This is a genomic window from Bradyrhizobium sp. 76 (assembly GCF_023073025.1).
Classification (GTDB): Bacteria; Pseudomonadota; Alphaproteobacteria; order Rhizobiales; family Xanthobacteraceae; genus Bradyrhizobium.
In genome coordinates this window covers 897,871-918,985 of sequence record NZ_JADPIS010000015.1, presented here as the reverse complement: position 1 = coordinate 918,985, position 21,115 = coordinate 897,871, and the positions used below count along the sequence as shown (strand labels likewise).

The 21,115-nt window shown below is 63.6% G+C and carries 16 protein-coding genes; 9 read left to right on the top strand and 7 right to left on the bottom strand.

Annotated elements, in window-relative coordinates; translation table 11 throughout:
• Positions 1-2: 2 nt before the first annotated feature.
• The 8 genes from tmk to IVB48_RS05335 all read left to right on the top strand — a co-directional run bounded on the left by tmk (position 3) and on the right by IVB48_RS05335 (position 8,569).
• Positions 3-689, top strand: a complete 687-nt coding sequence (gene tmk, locus IVB48_RS05370) for a dTMP kinase (protein ID WP_247398027.1) — start codon at positions 3-5, stop codon at positions 687-689.
• Positions 686-1,732, top strand: coding sequence for a DNA polymerase III subunit delta' (locus IVB48_RS05365; protein ID WP_247398025.1), 1,047 nt, complete (start codon positions 686-688; stop codon positions 1,730-1,732). Before tmk ends, IVB48_RS05365 begins: the two co-directional genes overlap by 4 nt.
• 109 nt (positions 1,733-1,841) lie before the next feature.
• Positions 1,842-3,878 carry a methionine--tRNA ligase gene (gene metG / locus IVB48_RS05360; RefSeq protein ID WP_247398023.1) on the top strand — a complete coding sequence of 679 codons (2,037 nt, stop codon included), beginning with the start codon at positions 1,842-1,844 and terminating at the stop codon, positions 3,876-3,878.
• Positions 3,879-3,891: 13 nt separating this feature from the next.
• On the top strand, positions 3,892-4,668 hold the full coding sequence (locus tag IVB48_RS05355; protein ID WP_247398019.1) for a TatD family hydrolase: 777 nt from the start codon (positions 3,892-3,894) through the stop codon (positions 4,666-4,668).
• Positions 4,669-4,681: 13 nt separating this feature from the next.
• Positions 4,682-5,479, top strand: a complete 798-nt coding sequence (locus IVB48_RS05350) for an MBL fold metallo-hydrolase (protein ID WP_247398016.1) — start codon at positions 4,682-4,684, stop codon at positions 5,477-5,479.
• Positions 5,480-5,644: 165 nt separating this feature from the next.
• On the top strand, positions 5,645-6,238 hold the full coding sequence (locus IVB48_RS05345) for a TRAP transporter small permease (protein ID WP_247398012.1): 594 nt from the start codon (positions 5,645-5,647) through the stop codon (positions 6,236-6,238).
• A gap of 2 nt (positions 6,239-6,240) precedes the next feature.
• Positions 6,241-7,554 (top strand): TRAP transporter large permease subunit, encoded by a 1,314-nt coding sequence (locus IVB48_RS05340; RefSeq protein WP_247359304.1) that lies wholly within the window; start codon positions 6,241-6,243, stop codon positions 7,552-7,554.
• A 37-nt stretch (positions 7,555-7,591) separates the two neighbouring features.
• The gene (locus tag IVB48_RS05335) at positions 7,592-8,569 is read left to right on the top strand and encodes a TRAP transporter substrate-binding protein (protein WP_247398008.1); all 978 of its coding nucleotides are present in this window, start codon (positions 7,592-7,594) and stop codon (positions 8,567-8,569) included.
• Positions 8,570-8,657: 88 nt separating this feature from the next.
• Here the strand turns inward: IVB48_RS05335 and IVB48_RS05330 are convergent, their stop codons facing one another.
• The 3 genes from IVB48_RS05330 to IVB48_RS05320 are packed head-to-tail and all read right to left on the bottom strand — an operon-like array spanning position 8,658 to position 13,252.
• On the bottom strand, positions 8,658-10,307 hold the full coding sequence (locus tag IVB48_RS05330; protein WP_247398004.1) for an acyl-CoA synthetase: 1,650 nt from the start codon (positions 10,305-10,307) through the stop codon (positions 8,658-8,660).
• 20 nt (positions 10,308-10,327) lie between these two features.
• Complete coding sequence (locus tag IVB48_RS05325; protein WP_027566941.1) at positions 10,328-12,217, bottom strand: TRAP transporter large permease subunit; 1,890 nt, start codon at positions 12,215-12,217, stop codon at positions 10,328-10,330.
• Positions 12,218-12,232: 15 nt separating this feature from the next.
• Positions 12,233-13,252, bottom strand: coding sequence for a TRAP transporter substrate-binding protein (locus IVB48_RS05320; RefSeq protein WP_247398002.1), 1,020 nt, complete (start codon positions 13,250-13,252; stop codon positions 12,233-12,235).
• Positions 13,253-13,708: 456 nt separating this feature from the next.
• Here IVB48_RS05320 and IVB48_RS05315 point away from each other — a divergent pair, with 456 nt between their 5' ends.
• Positions 13,709-14,905, top strand: coding sequence for a Xaa-Pro peptidase family protein (locus tag IVB48_RS05315; protein WP_247398000.1), 1,197 nt, complete (start codon positions 13,709-13,711; stop codon positions 14,903-14,905).
• 90 nt (positions 14,906-14,995) lie between these two features.
• Here IVB48_RS05315 and mdoH read toward each other — a convergent pair whose 3' ends face one another.
• From mdoH to fsrB, 4 genes are all read right to left on the bottom strand, one after another.
• On the bottom strand, positions 14,996-17,134 hold the full coding sequence (mdoH, locus tag IVB48_RS05310) for a glucans biosynthesis glucosyltransferase MdoH (protein ID WP_247397997.1): 2,139 nt from the start codon (positions 17,132-17,134) through the stop codon (positions 14,996-14,998).
• Positions 17,122-18,630, bottom strand: a complete 1,509-nt coding sequence (locus tag IVB48_RS05305) for a glucan biosynthesis protein G (RefSeq protein WP_247398204.1) — start codon at positions 18,628-18,630, stop codon at positions 17,122-17,124. The genes mdoH and IVB48_RS05305 overlap by 13 nt, the downstream gene beginning before the upstream one ends.
• Positions 18,631-18,865: 235 nt before the next feature.
• Positions 18,866-19,693 (bottom strand): hypothetical protein, encoded by an 828-nt coding sequence (locus IVB48_RS05300; RefSeq protein ID WP_247359298.1) that lies wholly within the window; start codon positions 19,691-19,693, stop codon positions 18,866-18,868.
• 84 nt (positions 19,694-19,777) lie between these two features.
• On the bottom strand, positions 19,778-21,070 hold the full coding sequence (gene fsrB, locus IVB48_RS05295) for a siderophore utilization protein FsrB (protein WP_247397994.1): 1,293 nt from the start codon (positions 21,068-21,070) through the stop codon (positions 19,778-19,780).
• Positions 21,071-21,115 lie beyond the last annotated feature (45 nt).

Sequence of the window (21,115 nt, the reverse complement as noted above, 5' to 3'; positions counted from 1 at the left end):
TCATGAGTGAAAGCGCGGTAAAGTGGCCGTCCGGACGCGGGCGTTTCGTCACCTTTGAAGGCGGCGAGGGCACTGGCAAGTCGACCCAGATCAAGAAGCTCGCCGATCGTCTCAAGGCAGCCAGGATGCGCATCCTCGTCACGCGCGAACCGGGCGGCTCGCCGGGTGCCGAGATCATGCGCCATCTGGTGCTGTCAGGCATGGGCAAGCTGCTCGGACCCGAGGCCGAGACGTTGCTGTTCGCGGCCGCGCGCGACGACCATGTCCGCACCGTGATCCAGCCCGCGCTCAACCAGGGCACCTGGGTGCTGTGCGACCGCTTCGCCGACTCGACGCGGGCCTATCAGGGCAGCCTCGGCCGGGTACCGGCGGCGCTGATCAACGCGATGGAGCGGGTCACGATCGGCGATCTCAAGCCGGACCTCACCATCATCCTCGATCTGCCGGTCGAGATCGGCTTGCAGCGCGCGGCCGCACGCCGCGGCAGCGGCACGCCGGACAGGTTCGAGGCCGAGAAGCTCGGTTTCCATCAGGGTCTGAGCGAGGCCTATCGCAAGATCGCAGCGGACGATCCTGCGCGCTGCGTGCTGATCGACGCCAATTCCGACCCTGATACGGTTGCCGGACGCATCTGGACCGCGTTGCGTGATCGCCTGCTTCCGACGCCGGCATCGGTGGTGTCCATATGAGCCCGCGTCAGACCGAGCGCGAAACCGCCATTTCTCATCCGCGCGAGACCAGCGTTCTGTTCGGCCATCGCGATGCCGAGACCGCGCTGCTCGCCGCCTATCGCAGCGGGCGCATCCCGCATGCCTGGCTAATTGGCGGGCCGCAAGGCATCGGCAAGGCGACGCTGGCCTATCGGATGGCGCGCTTCGTGCTCGCTCACGGCCAGCCGCTGGCGCTTTCGGTGCAGCGCGCCGAAGATCTAGCTATCAATCCTGATAACGCCGTGGCGCGGCAGGTTGCAGCGAGCTCGCATGGGGGCCTGCTGACGCTGGAGCGCACCGCCAACGATCGCGGCGTGATGCGCACGGTAATCACCGTGGACGAGACGCGCGAGACGATCGGTTTCTTCGGCTCGACCGCGGCGGCCGAAGGCTGGCGCGTCTGCATCGTCGATACTGTCGACGAGCTCAATCCAAATGCCGCCAACGCGCTGCTGAAAATTCTCGAGGAGCCGCCGCAGCAATCGCTGTTCCTGCTGGTGAGCCACGCGCCGGCGCGCGTGCTCGCCACAATTCAGTCGCGCTGCCGCAAACTGCGACTGCGCGCGCTCGCAACCGACGACGTGATTGCTGCAGCCGCCACCGCGGCCGATCTCGACCCGAATGATCCGGCGTTGCGCGAGGCGGCGGAGGCGTCCGAGGGCAGCGTCGCGCGGGCGCTGACGCTGCTCGGCGGTGACGCCCTGAAGCTCCAGCAACGTACGGCCGCGCTGCTCGCGCGACTGCCGCAGGTCGATCCGCGCGAATTGCACACGCTCGGCGAATCGCTCGGTACCAGCGACCGTGTTGCGCTTGCCGCCTTCATCGACGGCATCGATCGCTGGATCGCGGAACGCCTGCACGCCGACGAGGCCAATGCCAACCAGAACCTGCCGCGCCTTGCGCGCCTAGCTGAGGTATGGGAAAAGATCGTCCGCGCCGCGCGCGACACCGAAACCTACAATCTGGAGCGAAAGCCCTTGGTTTTCTCGGTGTTCGGCTGGCTGGCGGACGCAACGCGCTAGAGCATGATCCGGAAAAGTGTGCAGCGGTTTTCCAATGGGATCATGCTCAAGACAATAAACTAACGCAGGTTCGTTTCCAAATTTCGAGAAGCCGGTAAAGGAATTCGTCGTGGCAGCGCGAGCTAAGAAAACCGCTAAGGGCAAGAGCAGCAAGAAGGCCGCCACGAAGGCCGTCAAGAAATCCGCGAAGAAGGCCGTGAAGGCGCTCGCGCGCAAAGCTGCCAAGAAGGTCAAGAAAGCCACGAAGACCAAAAAGACGGCTGCCAAAAAAGCCGGGAAGAAGAGCGCCGCGAAGACGGCAAAGAAGGCAGCGAAGAAGCAGGTCGTTGCCAAGAAGACGGTGAAGACAGCGACCAAAAAGCCAGCCAAGGCTTCGGCGAAGAACGAGACTTCGGCAAAAAATAAGGCTTCGGCGAAAAACAAGGCCCCGGCGAAGATGATAGCCAAGACGGCGAGGGTGGCTGCGCCCGCCGTGGCCGCCGGACCCGCTCCAGTCCCCACGCCGCCGAAAGTTGTGAAGCCCGATGTATCGAAGCCCAAGGCTCCGCGCGCACCGAAGTCCGTCGCCACGCCGCAGGCCACCACGCCGGTGACCGTCCCCGCGCGCGACAACGTCTTCTACATCACGACTGCGATCGCCTATCCCAATGGCAGTCCTCACATCGGCCACGCCTATGAGGCAATCGCGACCGATACGTTGGCGCGGTTCGCACGACTCGACGGCAAGGACGTGTTCTTCCTGACCGGCACCGACGAGCACGGCCAGAAGATGGTTCAGACCGCGGCCAGCGAAAAAATGTCCGTCTCGGAGCTCGCGGCCCGCAATGCCGGCCGTTTCAAGCAGATGGACGAGCGCCTCAACGTGTCGTTCGACCGTTTCATCCGCACCACCGAGGAGCAGCATCATCGCTCCAGCCAAGAGATCTGGCGACGCATGGAAGCGAACGGGGACATCTATGCCGACATTTATGCCGGCTGGTACTCCGTGCGTGACGAAGCCTATTACGCCGAGGACGAGACGCGCCTGAACGACGACGGGGTGCGGCTCGGGCCGCAGGGAACGCCGGTCGAATGGGTCGAGGAGAAGAGCTATTTCTTCCGCCTGTCGGCCTATCAGGACAGGCTGCTCAAGCTCTACGAGACGCAGCCCAATTTCATCGGCCCCGACTCCCGCAAGAACGAGGTGGTGAGCTTCGTCAAGGGCGGCCTGCGCGATCTCTCGATCTCGCGCACGACGTTCGATTGGGGCGTCAAGGTGCCCGGTGACGAAGAGCACGTGATGTATGTCTGGGTCGACGCGCTCACCAACTACATTACCGGCGTCGGCTTCCCCGACGAGAGCGACAAAAACTGGCGTTATTGGCCTGCCGACGTGCACATCATCGGCAAGGACATCATCCGCTTCCATGCGGTGTACTGGCCGGCGTTCCTGCTGTCGGCCGGGATCCCACTACCGAAGCGGGTCTATGCCCACGGCTTCCTGTTCAGCAGGGGCGAGAAGATGTCGAAGTCGGTCGGCAACGTGGTCGATCCCTTCAACCTCGCCGACCAGTACGGCATCGACCAGATGCGCTATTTCTTTCTGCGCGAGGTGCCGTTCGGCCAGGACGGCAACTACAATCACGAGGCCATCGTGGCGCGCATCAATGCCGATCTCGCCAACGATCTCGGCAACCTCGCGCAGCGCTCGCTGTCGATGATCGCAAAGCAGCTCGGCGGCGTGCTCCCGGAGCCCGGCGAATTCAGCGACAACGACAAAGCGATCCTGTCACAGGCTGACGGCATGCTCGCGGCGTCCCGCGAAGCGATGGCGACGCAGCAAATCCATCACTGGCTCAACGCCGTATGGGCCGTGGTCGCGGAAGCCAACCGCTATTTCGCGGGCGAAGCGCCGTGGGCGCTCGCCAAGACCGATCCTGTCAGGCAGAAGACGGTGCTCTACGTCACCGCCGAAGTCGTGCGCCAGATCGCGATCCTGACCCAGCCGGCGATGCCGACGGCCTCGGGATTGCTGCTGAACAGCCTCGGTATCCCCGAAGGGGAGCGCAACTTCGCCGCGCTCGGCGGTGCAACGCGCATCGCACCCGGTACGACGCTGCCCCCGCCGACGCCGGCCTTCCCGCGCTACATCGAGCCGGCAGCCTAAAGGCGTTCGCACCATGCTGGTCGACAGCCACTGCCACCTGGATTTTGCGGATTTTGCGGAGGATCTCGACGGGATCGTGTCGCGGGCGCGAGCGGCCGGCATCGGCCGCATGGTCACCATTTCGACTCGGGTGAAAAAGCTGAACCAGCTTTTGTCTATCGCCGAGCGCTATGACGACGTCTATTGCTCGGTCGGCACCCATCCGCATAACGCCGATGAGGAAGACGGCATCGCGCCGGACGAGCTGATTGCGCTGACGCAGCACCCCAAGGTCGTCGCGCTCGGCGAAGCCGGGCTCGACTATTTCTACGACAACGGCTCGCCGGAGGCGCAGGCGAGGGGCTTTCGTGCCCACATCGCTGCCGCCCGCGCCACCGGCTTGCCGCTGGTAATCCACACCCGCGAGGCGGACCAGGATTGCGGCCGTATCCTAGAAGAGGAGACGGCAAAAGGATCGTTTCGCGCTGTGTTGCATTGTTACACCGGCGGGCGCGAGCTGGCGCTGAAGGCGGTCTCGCTCGGGCTCTATATCGGCTTCACGGGCATCCTGACCTTCAAGAAGTCCGAGGCCCTGCGCGCGCTTGCGGCCGAACTGCCGTCCGACCGCATTTTGGTTGAAACAGACTCGCCCTACCTTGCGCCCGGCAAGTTCCGGGGCAAGCGCAACGAACCGGCCTATGTGGTCGAGGTCGCAAAAGTGCTCGCCGAAACACGCGGCGTGTCGTTTGACGAGATCTCGCGCCAGACAAGCGAAAACTTCTTTCGCCTGTTCTCCAGGGTGAAAGCTTAGAACTGGGAGCCGCATGACGCTGACGCTGACGATCCTGGGCTGCGGCTCCTCCGCCGGCGTGCCGCGCCCGGCGCTCGGCTGGGGTGCCTGCGATCCCACCAATCCCAAGAACCGCCGTCGCCGCTGTTCGCTGCTGGTCGAGCAGACATCGGACGAGGGCACCACGCGTATCGTGATCGACACCTCGCCGGACCTGCGCGAGCAATTGCTCTCGACCAATGTCGACCACATCGATGCAGTGTTCCTGACCCACGAGCACGCCGATCAGACCCACGGCATGGACGATCTGCGTTCGGTCGTGATGCACATGCGCCGGCGGATTCCGACCTATCTCAATCAGACGACCGCGAACGACATCATGTCGCGGTTTTCCTATTGCTTCGTCTCGCCGGCGGGCAGCGACTATCCGCCGATCCTGACGGGACATTCGATCGAGGCCGGTGAAAGCCAGACCATCCAGGGGAAGGGCGGCGCAGTGACGATGACCGCCTTCCTGGTGCAGCACGGCAACATTCCCGCGCTGGGCTATCGCATCGGCGATGCCGCCTACACACCCGACCTCAACGACATCCCGCGCGAGAGCTGGGGCGCTCTGGAAAATCTGGATCTCTGGATCGTCGATGGCCTCCGCTACACCAGCCATGTCAGTCATTTCAGCATCAACGACGCGTTGTCCTGGATCGAGCGCTTCAAGCCGAAGCGCGCCGTCATCACCAATATGACGGCCGACGTCGATTATGAGGTGATCCGGCAGTCGCTGCCGGCGGGCGTGGTGCCCGCGTATGATGGGCTGCGGCTGGAGACCCGCTGAACCTGCGGTGGAAATTCCGGCGAGAGCCGGCATACTGCTTGCTTGCGCTAGCCCCATCATGTTGATCTAACGTCTGAAAGACAGGGCGCTGGCAGAGGCGATATTCATGCAGGACCGGCGTGTGACGTACGATCGCCGGGACTGTCTGAATCGCCTCGTGTGAGGATGGGGATCGCGTTGGCAGGGGACGATGTCACGAGCCGGGGACCGGTGCGACGCGCGCTGGATCTCCTTTATCTCGGTGCGGGCTATGCCGCCGGCGCCTTCATGGTTGCGATCTTTGCAATCATGATGATCATGTCGATCGGGCGCCAGTTTGCGGTCAACATTCCCGCCGGCGATGATTTCGCCTCATGGTGCATGGCCGCGATGGCATTCCTCGGCCTCGCTCACACCTTCAAGCGCGGAGAGATGATCCGGGTCGGCCTGCTGCTGGAGCGTCTGCATGGGCGCTCCAAGCAGGTAGCGGAGGTCGTGGCCCTCGGTATTGCCGCCGCTTTCATCCTCTATTTCACCCGGCATGCCGTGCAGATGACCTACGATTCCTGGCGCTTCAACGACGTGGCGCAGGGCGTCGTCGCGCTTCCGCTCTGGATTCCGCAGCTCGGGTTTTCCGGCGGACTCGTGATCCTCTCGATCGCGCTCATAGATGAAATGATCAGTGTCGTCAGCGGCAACCGGCCGAGCTACGAAAAGGGCTCGCCGGACGAGACCCCGGACGAATTCATCGAGCGGATATCACAGGGCGGCGGAGGTTGACGATGGCCAATCTCGGCATGATCGAACTGTCGTTCATTCTGCTCGGCGTTATGATCGTGCTGCTGGGAAGCGGCATCTGGATCGCGGTATCGCTCGGGCTCGTCGGCTTCGTGGCGATGGCGCTGACCACGAGCCTGCCGCTCGGCTCGGTGCTTGCGACCACGACATGGAGCGCAAGCTCGTCATGGACGCTGGCCGCGCTGCCGCTGTTCATCTGGATGGGCGAGATCCTCTTCCGCACCAAATTATCCGAGGAAATGTTTCGAGGCCTGTCGCCCTGGGTTCAGTGGCTGCCGGGGCGCCTGACGCATGTCAACGTGATCGGCTGCGGCATCTTCGCGGCGGTGTCGGGCTCGTCGGCGGCGACCTGTGCGACCATCGGGAAGATCGCGCTGCCCGAACTGGACAAGCGTGGTTACGACAAGAGCCTTAGCCTCGGCTCGCTCGCGGGCTCCGGTACGCTCGGCCTGCTGATCCCGCCGTCGATCCCGATGGTGGTCTATGCGGTCACGGCGAATGTCTCCGTCCTTCAGGTGTTCCTCGGCGGCTTCCTGCCCGGCGTGCTCGTGATGGTGCTCTATTCCGGCTACATCATCATCTGGTCGCTGCTGAACCCGAAGAAGATTCCGCCGCGCGATCCCCCGATGCCGTTCCGCCAGAAGCTGCGGGAGTCGGCCAGGCTTGCCCCCTGCCTGTTGCTGATCCTGGCGGTCTTCCTCTCGCTCGTGCTCGGCTTTGCGACGGCGACGGAATGCGCCGCCTGGGGCGTTTCGGGCGCGCTGCTGCTGGCGTGGTGGAGCCGCACACTCACGCGCAAGAACTTCCTCGAAAGCATCATGAGCGCGACGCGCCTGACCTGCATGATCATGCTGATCCTGGCGGGCGCAGCCTACACGACCGCAGCGATGGCCTATACGGGCATTCCGGCGGCGCTTGCCACCTGGGTCCAGGGCCAGCAGCTCACGCCGGGCATGCTCGCGCTGTATCTGAGTATCATGTACATCATCCTGGGATGCCTGATCGACGGCATCTCAATGATCGTCCTGACCGCCGTGATCGTGCTGCCGATGGTCAGGCAGGCCGGTCTCGACCTGGTCTGGTTCGGGGTCTATCTCATCATCCACGTCGAGATGGCGCAGATCACGCCGCCGGTCGGTTTCAATCTGTTCGTGCTCCAGAACATGAGCGGGCGCGACACTTTCACCGTTGCGCGGGCGGCGTTCCCGTTCTTTGTCCTGCTGCTCGCGGCCGTGTTCATCATCACGGAATATCCGCAGATCGTGATGTTCTTGCCCAAGCTCGCCTTCCCAGACTGAGCGTACCGTTTTGAAATTGACTGTGAGGAGAAGCCCGATGATGTCTCGTTTATTCCGCGCATCCCTGATCGCCGGCGCCGTGCTGGCCGCGACACCCGCTTTGGCTCAGACCAAATGGAATCTGCCGGCAGCGTATCCGGCCGACAATCCGCACTCCGAGAACCTCGTTGCTTTCGCCAAGGACGTCGAAGCTGCCACTTCCGGCAAGCTCCAGATCACGGTTCATCCCGGCGCCTCGCTGTTCAAGGCGCCCGATATCAAGCGCGCGGTGATGACCGGGCAGGCGCAGATGGGCGAAGTCTTGCTGTCGATCCACGAGAACGAGGATCCGGTGTACGGCGTCGATGTGGTGCCGTTTCTGGCGACCAGCTTTCCGGACGCCATGAAGCTCTATCAGGCGTCGAAGCCGCTGATTACGAAGAAGCTCGATGCGCAGGGGCTCAAGCTGCTGTTCGTCGTGCCGTGGGCGCCGCAGGGCGTCTATGTCAGCAAGCCGCTTGCGACCATCGAAGACATGAAGGGCCTGAAATGGCGGGCTTACAACGTTGGGACCGCGCGGATTGGCGAGCTGGTCGGCGCGCAGTCGGTCACCATCCAGGCCGCCGAGTTGCCGCAGGCGCTTGCCACCGGCGTCGTGAACTCCTTCATGTCGTCCGGCGGCACGGGCTACGATGCGAAGGCATGGGAGTCGCTGAAATACTTCTATGACGTGCAAGCGTGGATCCCGAAGGACTACACCTTCGTCAACAAGGCCGCGTTCGAGGCGCTCGACAAGCCAACCCAGGAGGCCATCGTCAAGGCCGCCGCGACCGCGGAAACTCGCGGCTGGAAAGCCTGGCAGGACAAGAGCACCTGGTACATCGATCAGCTCAAGGCCAAGGGCATGACGGTCGAGCCGCCGAGCCCGGCCCTGAAGGCCGGCTTCCAGAAGATCGGCGAACAGCTCACCGCCGACTGGCTCAAGAAGGCGGGAGCCGACGGCCAGGCCCTGGTTGACGCCTATAAGAAGATGTGAGGGCCAAGGGGCTCGGCAAACCCGACCGCGTCGAAACTGCACAATGACTTCGCGGCGACACGCAGCCGCCGCGGAGGTCGAGACAAGCTCAGGCCGAGATCGCCTTCGCCGATCCCGCTTCGTTGCGCAGCAGGAATTTCTGGATCTTGCCCGTCGACGTTTTCGGGATCGGCCCGAACACGACGGCCTTTGGCGTCTTGAAGCCGCTCATATGCGAGCGGCAGAAGGCGATGATGTCGGCTTCGCTCGCGCTGGCGCCGTCCTTCAGCTCGACGAAGGCGCAGGGCACTTCGCCCCATTTCGGATCGGGCTTTGCGACCACGGCGGCGAACAGCACAGCGGGGTGCTTGTAAAGGATGTCCTCGACCTCGACAGAGGAGATGTTCTCGCCGCCAGAGATGATGATGTCCTTGGAGCGATCCTTGATGATGACGTAGCCGTGCGCGTCGAGCACGCCGAGATCTCCGGTGTGAAACCAGCCTCCTTCGAAGGCTTCCTTCGTCGCCTTGTCGTTCTTGAGGTAGCCCTTCATCACGATGTTGCCGCGGAACATGACTTCGCCGATGGTCTCGCCGTCGCGCGGCACCTGCCTCATGGTCTGCGGATCGATGACGGTGACGCCCTCCTCGAGCGGGTAGGGCACGCCCTGCCGTCGCTTCAAGCTGGCGCGCTCGGCTGCGGGCAGATCATCCCAGCCTGGCTGCTCGGCGCAGACGGAGGCGGGGCCGTAGACCTCGGTCAGGCCGTAGACGTGCGTCAGCTTGATCCCGATGCTCTCGGCGCCTTCGAGCACCGCGACCGGCGGCGCGGCACCGGCGATCAGCCCGACAACGCGGCGGGCGGCGCCGCCCTTCGGTGCATCGGGCGCGTTGATCAGCGTGTTGTAGACGATCGGCGCGCCGCACATGTGGGTGACGCCGTGCTGCTTGATCAGCTCGAAAATCTTGGTCGGCTCGACCTTGCGCAGGCAGACATTGATGCCGGCGGCCGCCGCAATGGTCCAGGGGAAGCACCAGCCGTTGCAGTGGAACATCGGCAGCGTCCAGAGATAGACCGGATGCTGGCCGAGTTGGCCCGCGAGGATGTTGCTGACGGCATTCAGATAGGCGCCGCGATGATGGGTCACGACGCCCTTGGGATTTCCCGTGGTGCCAGAAGTGTAGCTCAGCGCGATCGCGTCCCATTCGTCCTTCGGCGGGATGGCGGTGAAGCCAGGATCGCCTTGCGCGACGGCGGTCTCGTACTCGATCTCGCCGATGCGCTTGCCGCCCTTGAAGGCGGCGTCGTCGACGTCGATCACGAACGGTTTTGGACCACTCATCTGCGTGAGCGCATCGGTGATCACGCCGGAAAACTCCGGGTCGACCAGAATGATCCTTGCGCCGCCATGGTCGAGCTGAAATGCGATCGAAGGCGCATCGAGCCGGATGTTCAGGGCGTTGAGCACGGCACCCGTCATGGGTACGGCGAAATGCACCTCGTTCATCGCCGGAATGTTCGGCAGCATCGCCGCGACGGTGTCGCCGACGCCGATGCCCTTGCCGGCAAGATACGAAGCAGAGCGCTTGCAGCGCTCATGGGTCTCGCGCCAGGTGAAGCTGCGCCCCTCGTAGACTGTGCTAACGTGATCGGGATAGACCGCGGCGCTGCGAGCAAGGAAGCTCAACGGGGTCAGCGGCACGTAGTTGGCGGGCGTCTTGTCGAGACCGATATTGTACTGGTTCTGCCGCTCGCTCATCGACACCTCCCTTACGCCGCTTACAGGAATCCGATCGAGATCCACGGAAACACGGCGACGACGATCAATCCTACCAGCAGCGCCAGCAGATAACCCCAGATCGGCCTGATGCCTTCGGCCGGATCGACGCGTCCGATGGCGCAGGCGGCATAATAGCCGACCCCGAAGGGCGGGGCGAATAGCCCGATACCCATGGCGAGAATGATCACCATGGCATAGTGCACCTCGTGCACGCCGACCGCACGCGCAATCGGAAACAACAGCGGCCCGAACAGCACGATCGCCGGGATGCCCTCCAGCACGCTGCCAAGGATGGTGAAGGCCAGGATCGAGACGGCGATGAAGGTCGCCGCGCCGCCCGGCAGTCCGGTCATGGCCGACGCCAGCGCGCGCGAGAAGCCTGATTGCGTCAGGCCCCAGGCCATGCCGGTGGCCGTGCCGATGATCAGCAGGATCGCGCCCGACAGCGCGGCGGTTTCGACCAGCATGGGAAACAGCCGCCGCCAGTCGAAGCGGCGGTAGACCAGGAGGCCGACCAGGGCGCCATAGACGATGCCGATGGTGGAGACTTCGGTGGCCGTCGCGATGCCTTCGACCACGGCGTAGCGGATCACGAATGGCAGCGCGAGCGCGGGCAGGGCGATGATAAAGGTCTTGCCGATCTCGCCGCCTGTGGCGCGACGGACATGGCTCATGTCCTCGTGGCGGTAGCGCCACCACACCAGCATGCAGAGCGTGATCGCCAGCACCACCCCGGGCAGCAGGCCGCCGGTGAACAAAGCGGCGATCGAGACGCCCGTGACCGATCCGATCGTGATCAGCACGAGACTCGGCGGAATGGTTTCGGTCTGCGCGCCGGTGGCGGCAAGAAGCGCGACGAGGTCGCCGGGCTTGGCGCCGCGCTGCTTCATCTCCGGGAACAGCACGGGCGCGACCGCCGCCATGTCGGCCGCCTTGGCGCCGGAGATGCCGGAGACCAGATACATCGCGCCGACCAGGACGTAATGCAGCCCGCCGCGGACATGGCCAAGCAGGCTCGCCAGGAACGCCACCATGGCCCGTGCCATGCCGGTCATTTCGATCAGGAGCCCCAAAAATACGAACAGCGGCACCGAGAGCAAGATGAGGTGGCTCATGCCCTCGTCCATCCGCCCGACCAGCACCATCACCGGCGTGCGCGTGGTCAGTGCCAGATAGCCGAAGATCGCGAGCCCGAAGCCGAACGCGATGGGAACACCGGCAAAGACGCAGAAGCCGGCGACGCCGACGAAGAAGATGACGAGGTTGAGATTGCCGAGCGGCCGCAGATAAGGCTGCGCCAGCCAGAACAAGCCGACGACGACGGCAACGGCGACCGCGGCCGTCAGCACCATGCGGTAATCGGCTGCGCGCAGCAGCCGCAACAGCGCGAACACCGCCATCAGGCAGATTCCGGCCGGCAGCGCCGCGGCGCGCCACATATTGGAGATCTGCAGCGCCGGCGTGGTGATGAAGCTTTCCTCGTAGGCGTAGTCCCAGGACGGCCAGACGATCAGCGCCAGGAAGGCCAGCGCCGCGCAGGTCGCGACCAGATCGAGCCAGGCCCGCGTGGCCGGCCTGGTGCTGGCGACAACCGCGGTCATGCGCATGTGCTCGGAGCGGCGGAACGCGACCGCCGCGCCCAGCATGGCGAGCCACAGGAACAGGATCGAGGCAAGCTCGTCCGACCAGATCAGCGGCCTGTGCAGCCCGTAGCGCGCGACCACGCCGGCAAACAGGATTGCGATCTCGGCGACCACCAAAATGGCCGCCGGGATTTCGACGAGGAGCCCGAGTGCGCGCTCCGTCGAGGCCAGCAACGAAGGTCGGCGAGGGGACCGAACAGTCGCCTCGCCCGCCACTCCGTTCACTTCGACCTCAATATGAGCCATGACGGCTCCAACGCGTTACGACAGCTTGCCGACCGCCTTTTCCAGCAGGTCCCAGGCCTGATCGCCGTATTTACCTTTCCACTCGGCATAGAAGCCGGCGGACCGCAGCTTGTCGCGGAACGGCGCGACCGCGGGCTGGTTGAAGGTCAGGCCCTTGCCCGCGAGCTCCTGCTGCAGATTGGCATTGAGCTTGGCGGTATCCTCACGCTCCTTGAGCGCTGCGGCATTGATGTTTTTGGCGACGATGGTGCGCACATCCTCGGGCAGGCTGCTCCAGGCCTTGCGGTTGGCCAGGAACCAGAAGCCGTCCCACATGTGGTTGGTCAGCGAGCAGTATTTCTGCACTTCGTAGAGCTTGGCGGTCGAGATGATCGCCAGCGGGTTCTCCTGGCCCTCGACGATTCTGGTCTGCAGCGCGGAATAGACCTCGGCGAAATTGATCGAGGCGGGCGCGGCATCGAACGCCTTGAACATCGAGGTCCACAACGGCGACACCGGCACGCGGATCTTGAAGCCCTTGAGATCGTCCGGACCGGTGATCGGCTTGCTCGACGACGTGGTCTGGCGGAAGCCGTTGTCCCAGATCTTGTCCATGACCTCGAGACCGGCCTTCTTGATCTCGCCGCGGACGAAAGCGCCGAGATCGCCGTCCATGGCCTTCCAGACCGTGCCGTAGTCCGGGAACGCGAATCCGATGCCATTGATGGAGGCCGGCGGTACCAGGGTCGACAGGATCAGCCCCGACAGCGTGAAAAACTCGACGCCGCCGGACCGGATCTGGCTCAGCATGTCGGTGTCGGACCCGAGCTGGTTGTTCGGGAAGATCTGGAGGTCGAACTTGCCGCCTGTCTCGGCCTTGATCGCCGCCGCCATCTCCTTGGCGCGCACGTTCAGCGGATGGGTGTCCGGCAGGTTGTTGGCGTATTTGTAGGTGAATTCGGCGCTCTGGGCGCGGGCCACATGGGGCGCACTGAGGCCGCCCAGGACCGCGGTGGCGGCGGAGGCCTTGAGAAGCGTGCGGCGGGAAAAGCTCATGGATCTGCTTCCTCGGAAAGTTTGTTGTTGTTCTGAGATGCAAATCTATACGGACGGAAGGTCAGAAGGTCATCTGCGATCTCGCGAAGCCTCGCTTATTGCAGCCGGACATCCTCACGGCAATATCGGCTTTCGGAGGCATGGGCCGGATTAAAAAACTGAAAAACAACCCCATGCACAGTAGCCGTCGAAAGTCGGGACGACGTGCGACGGCCGGCCCGGAAGAGAACGAGGAACGAAGGTCCGATGAGAGGAGTTCTGGCTAAATAACTGATCTGATTGTATATAAATATATTCCATAATATACCTTATGCGAATCATGGATATAGCCGTGCAGATCAGCCAGATCATTCCGCACCTACTCAGAAGCCCTCTCTCGGCTCACACTTGCCGCCAAACAAGCCCCGGGCAAACCGACGCAGCGGTTGATGCCCACGGCAGCATTGGAGGTTCGTCATGCAGGAGAACGTCGCCCGCGCAGATCGGTCGCGCGCCATTCCATTCGATGCGGCCAAGCTCGATCGTCTGATGGAGGCCGCCGGCCTCGACGTCCTGGTCGCGACCTCCAAGCACAATGTGCAGTACATGCTCGGTGCCGAGCGCGCGATCTTCTTCGACTACATGGATGCGCTGGGCGTCAGCCGCTATCTGCCGGTCCTGATCTATCCCAAGGGCGCGCCGGAGCACGCGGTCTATGTCGGGCACCGGCTGGAGACCCATCAGCGCGCTGTCGCGCCGCCATGGATTGCGCAGGTCCGGACCGAGTCCAACGGCTCGGTCGATGCGATCACGCGGGCCGTAAGCCTGATCCGGGATGCCGGCGTGCCCTTGAAGCGGGTCGGGGTCGAGATGGCGTTCCTGCCGATGGATGCGGGCCGGGCGCTCGCCGACGCCCTGCCCGGCGCCGAGCTCAAGGACGCGCTGCTGGTGCTGGAGCGGCTGCGCGCGGTGAAGTCGGCCGACGAGCTGGCGAAACTCAAGACGGCCTCCGAGCTCGTCATCGCCTCGATGCTGGAGGTGATCGCCGGGCACGGGCCTGGAACGACCAAGCAGCAATTGTCGGACGCTTTGCGGATCGCCGAAGCCAATCGCGGGCTGACCTTCGAATACTGCCTGCTCGCCTGCGGCAACAGCCACAACCGGGCGCCGTCGCCGCAGCGCTGGGAGCGAGGTGACGTGCTGTCGCTCGACTCCGGCGGCAATTATCACGGCTATATCGGCGATCTCGCGCGCATGGCGGTGCTCGGCGATCCCGATACCGAGCTGAAGGAGTGCCTGGCCGAGATTGAAGCCGTCCAGCGCGCGGCCTTCGCGGCGGTCCGGCCCGGCGCCGTGGGCGGTGACATCTACGTCGCGGCCGAGCGGCAGCTCGCGAAGATCAGCCAGAGTGACTGCACGGAGTTTTTGGCCCACGGCATGGGCCTCGTCAGCCATGAGGCCCCTCGCCTGACCGCCAAAGGCCCAATCCCCTACGATGACACCGACGCCCGGCTGCCGCTCGAAGCAGGCATGGTGGTGTCGATCGAGACCACGATGAAGCATCCGAAGCGCGGGTTCATCAAGCTCGAGGACACGGTTGCGGTGACGGCGACGGGCTACGAGATCTTTGGCGAGGGTGGCCGCGGCTGGAATCTGGGGGGCAGTGCGCTCTAGGCCGGCACCACACACGGCGCTTACGGCAGACATTCGCCCTCTGCCCGAGCACCACTGGGTGGTCAGCGCCCTCACCTACACTGCCATGACCTAGACGGAAGCGGTAGCTCTCGGCATTCGCATGACTTGCTCGAGGGCATTTCGGTGCTTCAGCACGGCAAGGGTCTCGCGTGCGCTGAGGCTGCTGACGACTTCCTCGAAGTCGTCGCTCTGCTCGATCTTGGCCCGGCCGATCGCGAGGTCTATGTCGATTTGGCCCGATTTGCGAGGCGGCGTTTCGAGGGACTGCATGTGCGGTCCTAGCAACGCGGGGTTCTGTCGAAGTTCGATCAGAGCTCCATGTGCCTGGATCCGAGCCTGGCTGGCAAGCTCTCTCGCCCTCTGCAACAGCGCCGGCGCGCGATTGTCCTCGGGGGTCGCAAACAGGTGCGCCATTCGCGGCGCCGTCGACGTGACGAGACCGATCGGAATGGCGCAAACGAGGCCGATGATCACTGGCGACATCCAGAGCAGCAGCGGAAGCGACACGGCGTAGGCGCTTGCCGCCATTGCCAGACCGCATAGGGTCGGCACCGTGAACTTGCGATAGACTTCATCGCGCGTGATCCTGCCATCGCTTCGCCGTTGAACTTGCCAGCCCGCGTCACGGCCCAGCAGGATCTCCGCAACGGCGGTGGATTGAAAGATCATCATGGATGGGGCGATCAAGGCGGCAAGCAGGCTCTCGGCGACTACCGCCAGCAGCACGCGAAATCCGCCGCCGAATGCCTGCCGTTCCGCACGCCTGGTGAGCAAAACGAGGTAGGCCAGCAATTTGGGCAGGATGAGCAGCCCCATTGTCGCGGCAAAGACCCAGGCGGCAAGCACGGGATCCTGTGCGGGCCAGGTTGGAAACAACGAAAAGCCCTTGGGAAAGTACTCCGGCTTGACGAAATAGGCCTGCAGGGAGATCAGGATTCCGAGCAATAGAAACAGCAGCCATAGGGGCGCGGTGAGATAGGAGCCGATGCCGGTCAACAGGTGAAGCCTGGAGACCCAGTGCAGGCCTCGAGCAGGCAGAACGGCAAGATGCTGGAGATTGCCCTGACACCAGCGGCGGTCCCGCGCCGCGAAATCCAGCAGCGACGGTGGCACCTCCTCGAAACTTCCACCGAGGCCTGGAGCCATGAAAATCCCCCACCCCGCCCGCCGCATCAGCGCGGCTTCGACAAAATCGTGGCTGAGGATGTGGCCGCCGAAAGGTTTCCTCCCGCGCAATTCTGGCAAACCCGCCTCTTGCGCAAAAGCCTGCACCCGGATGACGGCATTATGTCCCCAGTAGTTGCCTTCTGAGGCGTGCCACCAGGCGTTCCCGGCCGCGATCAGCGGACCGTACAAACGACCCGAGAACTGCTGAAGCCGGCTAATCAGGGTTCGCGCATTGACGACGATCGGAAGCGTTTGAATCAGCGCGGCCTGCGGGTTTGCTTCCATCGCGCCCACCAGCCGAACGATGGTCTCTCCGCTCATCAGGCTGTCCGCGTCGAGAATGATCATGTAGTCGTAGGCACCACCGAACCGCCTCACCCATTCGGCGATGTTGCCGGACTTTCGGGCGGTGTTGTCGGATCGGTGACGATAGTAGAGATGGCCCGAACCGCAGTTGCGCTGCAGTTCCAGAAACGCAAGCTCCTCGGCAATCCAGATGTCCGGATCTGTGGTGTCACTGAGCAGAAACCAATCGAACAACGGGGCCTGTCCGGTTTCGCCGACCGACTCGTACATGGCGCGGAGTCGCGCCATGAGATGGTGCTGGTCCTCGTTATAGGTCGGCAACAGCATCGCCGTTCGGCCGGTGATCCCGGGCAGCGGACCGTGGCTGTTAATTGGCAGCACATCCGGTCGGCCCCGCAGGAGCACAAAAAAACCGGCGACTGAAGACACGAACGAAAACGCGATCCAGGCGAGCAGCACGAGAAATAGCCCGAACACCATGCCTTCGAGGACCGTGACGCCACCAACCTTGAGAACGTCGTACATCTCAACAGCGCCCGCAGCGGTAATCGCGACCGTTCCGCCAAGAATGAACAGGCGCCGCGCTGCAACGGCAGGGGCGGTCCGCAGTCGCGCCGGATAGGCACGATTTGTCCCGTCCAATCGGCAGGGCAGCATCGGGAGAGGCGTTTCGTCGGGAAGATACCGAATGCCAAGCTCAGGCGAAAGCGCGGGCGACGGCGTCAGGGCGCCCATCGGTAAACCCAGACTTCGGAGATCGGTTGGTCGCCCTGCATCAAGACCGCCCTCAACTCAATAGGCGCGTCCTTCACGGCGCATTGAAAACTCAGGCGCCAGCCGCCGGTTTCCGGGTTTGGCTGTGTGACGACGTTCTTGATCTCGGATTTGTCGGCGCTGACGGCGCCCCTCACCTTGTCAGGATCGACCTCCTTCAGCTTGTCACCGAGCAGCTCGAGCACGAACAATTTGCTGTCGTCGCCCCGGGCGCCAACGCCTGTGCGGGTGAACCGGGCCAGTGAATTGGGCTTCGGCGCGTCCGGACCCCAGTGCAGACGATAGGTGTAGTTGTTTTCGCTCTTGGCCTGGAGAGCTGTTTTCGGGCGCCAGAAGGCGGCGATGTTGTCGTGAACTTCCTCCTTGGTCGGGATCTCAAAGAGGACCACACTGCCCTCTCCCCAATCTCCGATCGGTTCGACCCAGAGGCTCGGGCGACGCTCAAAGCGCGATTCGATGTCCTCGTAGGCAAAGAAGTTTCTCTCCCGCTGCATCAGGCCGAAGCCGCGAGGATTGAGGTCATTGAATGTGCTGGCCTGCAGATCGCGCGGATTGTTGAGAGGACGCCAGAGTTGCTCGCCCTTTCCGTTGAACACGGCGAGCCCATCGGAGTCGTGCACCGCAGGGCGGAAATCGTCGACATCGTGTCGGTCGTTCGGACCGAAAAAGAACATGCTCGTCATGGGCGCCAGGCCGGCATGCTGCAGCTCGATTCGCGGATAGAGCGACATCTCCACGTCGAAGACCGTCGGAGCGCCGGGCCTGATCGTGAAACGATAGCTTGCCGTAGCGCTCTTGCTGTCAAGCAGCGCGTGTACCACGACAGATGTGGCACCCGGCGCGGGCTTCTCCAGCCAGAAGGCCTTGAAGAAGGGAAATTCCTCCCCCTTGCTCTCGCCGGTATCGATCGACAGACCGCGCGCGGAAAGGCCGTAGGTCTCGCCTTTGGCAACGGCACGGAAGTAGCTGGCGCCGAGAAACGCGCAAACCTCGTCGTAATAGTCGGGGCGATTGATCGGAGTGTGAATGCGAAACCCGGCAAATCCGAGATCGGCGTCCGCTACCTGGCCGATATTGTCGCCGAATGCAAAATCGTCGCGCCGGTACTTGATCGGTACGGCTCGTCCGCCGGAGACCTCGTAAATGTCGACCTTGTTCCTGTAGAAAAAGCCGCGGTGGAAAAACTGGACCTCGAAAGGCAGCTTCTCGCTGCGCCAAACCGCGCGCTCCGGCAGAAAGCGAATTGACCGGTACTGATCGTAGGTGAGATCCTTGAGCGCGTCCGGAACCTTTTCGTCTGGTGGCTCAAAGGGCTTACTCGCCAAATTGCGGGCAAGCTCGCGGACATAAGAGGGGCCAAACGGCAACTCCGCCGCCGATGCCGCAGAGAGTGCGCCGGGCAGTAGTGTTGCCAAGGGCGTCAATGCCGAGGCTTCCAGGAATTGTCGGCGATTCAACTGTGCTACCCGTTCGGTTCCAACCGCAGTGCAACCCCCTCGTCGCGAACGAGTTCCATGAGCGCGGCCGAATCCGAGCACCCTGTTGCCGACGAGCTCGTCGATGCGGACTTGGCAACATCGCGCTGATCCGCCTCGGTTGCGCCTGCAGAACGAGCTGCAATTTCCGATTGAGCATTCTCGAGCCATGGCGCCGCACAACGCTGCAGCCCCCGCAGGCAACTGGATGATCGCCTTAGCGCAGCGGCAGCAACTCCAGCTGGCTCTGCGCTTTCTTGACCGCCGTCGCATACCAGCTCTGGCTTGGCGCTTCCCTGGCGAAGCACGCCGTGTACGCGGTCATCGCGTTGTCTTCGCGCGTGATGTCGCCGCGGGGGTCTTTCTTGTCGATGGGTTTGGCCATCATCTGCTTCCAGACCTTTTCGCAGGCCGGGATCTCAGCCGGCTTCACGGCGTCGCTTGCGGCGAGAAAGAAGACCTTGTCGCCCTGGATCGCCACGACGTCGATTTCATGCGGCGGTCCCTTCAAATCGCCATTGCCGCGCACGCCCAGTACGGCGACCGCAGCGCTTGCTCCCGCGGGCTTCGTGATCGGCAGCTCGGCATATTTGGCGAAGGCGGAGTCCTGGATGGCTTGATAGTAGAAGCGGTCCGACTTGAATGCCGCGCCGATCTCCTGCGGCATGCCGTCGTCGCGGTGCTCGCGCAGCCAGTGCTTGAGCAGGCCAGTCGTGGTCACCACCGCCTGCATCTTGTCGCCCTCGGAGGCGAAGCCGAGCCCGTCGAGATGACCGAAGCCGGAATCGCCCTTGAAAAGCGTGTCCGCGTTCGTCTTGCCGTCGGCCGGCAGTCCCTTGATCGCGACGGCGCCCACCATGCCGCGCAGGACGCCCGTCAATTCCTTGAGCGCCGCATCGTGCTGCTTATAGGTCTCGTCGTTCTCCGTGGCTTTCGAGAACTTTGCGATGTAGCGATCGCGCAAATCGAGATAATGCTGCTCCGGGCCAGCCGCATGTGCGGGCGTGGCGAAAGCGAGCAGGCAGAGCAAGGCGAGCGATCTCATGTGATTTCCGACAGGGCTGGGTCTGATCTCCAGTCTTTGTGCCGGTGCCGTGCGGGAAGGTTCATCCGCGAGCGGCCAGGAGCCCTACTCCGCCGGCGTCAGTTGCTGCCGGCTCGGGCGCATCGCCGCCGTCTCGCGGACGCGGATACGGGCGCGGCGTTTGCGCCACCAGATCACGATTCCGGTAACCGAGAGTGCCGCCGCCACCAGCCCCATGATCGAGATCAGGATGCGGCCGAACAGTCCCACGATGCGGCCCGAATGCAATGGGAATTGCGCCTGCACGAAGATGTCGGCGGCGGTGCCGACCCAGGGCAGCCGTTCGCCGATCGGACGACCGTCCTCGCTGTCGTAATAGAGCTGCGCCGGGCCGACGCCGCCGGCGCCGTGATCGTCGCCCGGATGGAAGAAGGCGGCGGCATAGACACCATGGGCCGGGCCGTAATTGACCGAGCCGACCGGGACGGTCCACCCTCGCCCCTTGCCGTCGGCCGCCGCGCGCGCGGCGATGTCGGCGAAGCCGACCTTGGGCTCGATGGGATCGTCGAGATCGCGATATGGCCGCTGCTCATAGGGTGTCGGCGTGTAATTCGACACCATCTTCATCAGCGGCGAGAACACCTCGAAATAGAGGTTCAGCGAGAACGCCGTGAAGGCGATGATGAACAGGAGGCCCCAGGTCCACAGGCTGAAAGCGCGATGGAGGTCGAAATTGATCCGGTAGGCGCTGCCCGAGGTTTTGATGGTCCACGCCGGCGCCCAGCGCGCCCAGAAGCCGCGTTCGAGCTGGCGCTTGACCTGGGGCGCCCGTGCAGCCTTGGCGCGCCGGCGCGAGGGCAGCGTCAGGTAGAAGCCGACGAAGCAATCGATGGTCCAGATGATGGCGATGATTCCGAGCAGGCGCATGCCCCAGCGGTCGCTGCCCCAGAATTCCGGGATGTGCATGGTGTAGTGCAGCTTGTAGAGAAACGAGACGAAGTTCTCTCGCGTCACCGGCCACACCGCGCCCCAATAGCGCCGGCCGAGCTCCGCGCCGGTGTTGGGATCGAGGAAGATCTGATTGTAGTCGAGCGCGTAACGCTTGCCGGTCGCGGGATCGATCCTGGGCATGACGAAGAACCACAGCGAGTGGCCCGCCTCCGGCGTCATGAACAGGTAGACCACGCGCGCGCGGGGATCGCGCTGCTCGATCATCTTGGCGAGATCGATCGAGGGAATGGCCGGGCCTTTGCTGCTGACGTCGAACAGATGGCTGTTCAGGACCTCGTCGATCTCGTGATCCCAGGAGATGATCGCCCCGGTGATGCCGGAGAAGAACAGGAAACCGGCCGTCAGCAGTCCCGCCCAGCGATGCAGCTTGCCGAATATCGCTCTCATCGTCTTCTCTCATCAAGCGGGCCCGGCCGCCATCACGGCCTGTTT

Bases quoted from the DNA above. Each gene is read 5' to 3' on its own strand.
- tmk (WP_247398027.1), top strand. From the start codon at position 3: ATGAGTGAAAGCGCGGTAAAGTGGCCGTCCGGACGCGGGCGTTTCGTC.
- IVB48_RS05365 (WP_247398025.1), top strand. From the start codon at position 686: ATGAGCCCGCGTCAGACCGAGCGCGAAACCGCCATTTCTCATCCGCGC.
- IVB48_RS05355 (WP_247398019.1), top strand. From the start codon at position 3,892: ATGCTGGTCGACAGCCACTGCCACCTGGATTTTGCGGATTTTGCGGAG.
- IVB48_RS05350 (WP_247398016.1), top strand. From the start codon at position 4,682: ATGACGCTGACGCTGACGATCCTGGGCTGCGGCTCCTCCGCCGGCGTG.
- IVB48_RS05345 (WP_247398012.1), top strand. From the start codon at position 5,645: ATGGGGATCGCGTTGGCAGGGGACGATGTCACGAGCCGGGGACCGGTG.
- IVB48_RS05340 (WP_247359304.1), top strand. From the start codon at position 6,241: ATGGCCAATCTCGGCATGATCGAACTGTCGTTCATTCTGCTCGGCGTT.
- IVB48_RS05335 (WP_247398008.1), top strand. From the start codon at position 7,592: ATGATGTCTCGTTTATTCCGCGCATCCCTGATCGCCGGCGCCGTGCTG.
- IVB48_RS05330 (WP_247398004.1), bottom strand. From the start codon at position 10,307: ATGAGCGAGCGGCAGAACCAGTACAATATCGGTCTCGACAAGACGCCC.
- IVB48_RS05325 (WP_027566941.1), bottom strand. From the start codon at position 12,217: ATGGCTCATATTGAGGTCGAAGTGAACGGAGTGGCGGGCGAGGCGACT.
- IVB48_RS05320 (WP_247398002.1), bottom strand. From the start codon at position 13,252: ATGAGCTTTTCCCGCCGCACGCTTCTCAAGGCCTCCGCCGCCACCGCG.
- IVB48_RS05315 (WP_247398000.1), top strand. From the start codon at position 13,709: ATGCAGGAGAACGTCGCCCGCGCAGATCGGTCGCGCGCCATTCCATTC.
- mdoH (WP_247397997.1), bottom strand. From the start codon at position 17,134: ATGGGCGCCCTGACGCCGTCGCCCGCGCTTTCGCCTGAGCTTGGCATT.
- IVB48_RS05300 (WP_247359298.1), bottom strand. From the start codon at position 19,693: ATGAGATCGCTCGCCTTGCTCTGCCTGCTCGCTTTCGCCACGCCCGCA.
- fsrB (WP_247397994.1), bottom strand. From the start codon at position 21,070: ATGAGAGCGATATTCGGCAAGCTGCATCGCTGGGCGGGACTGCTGACG.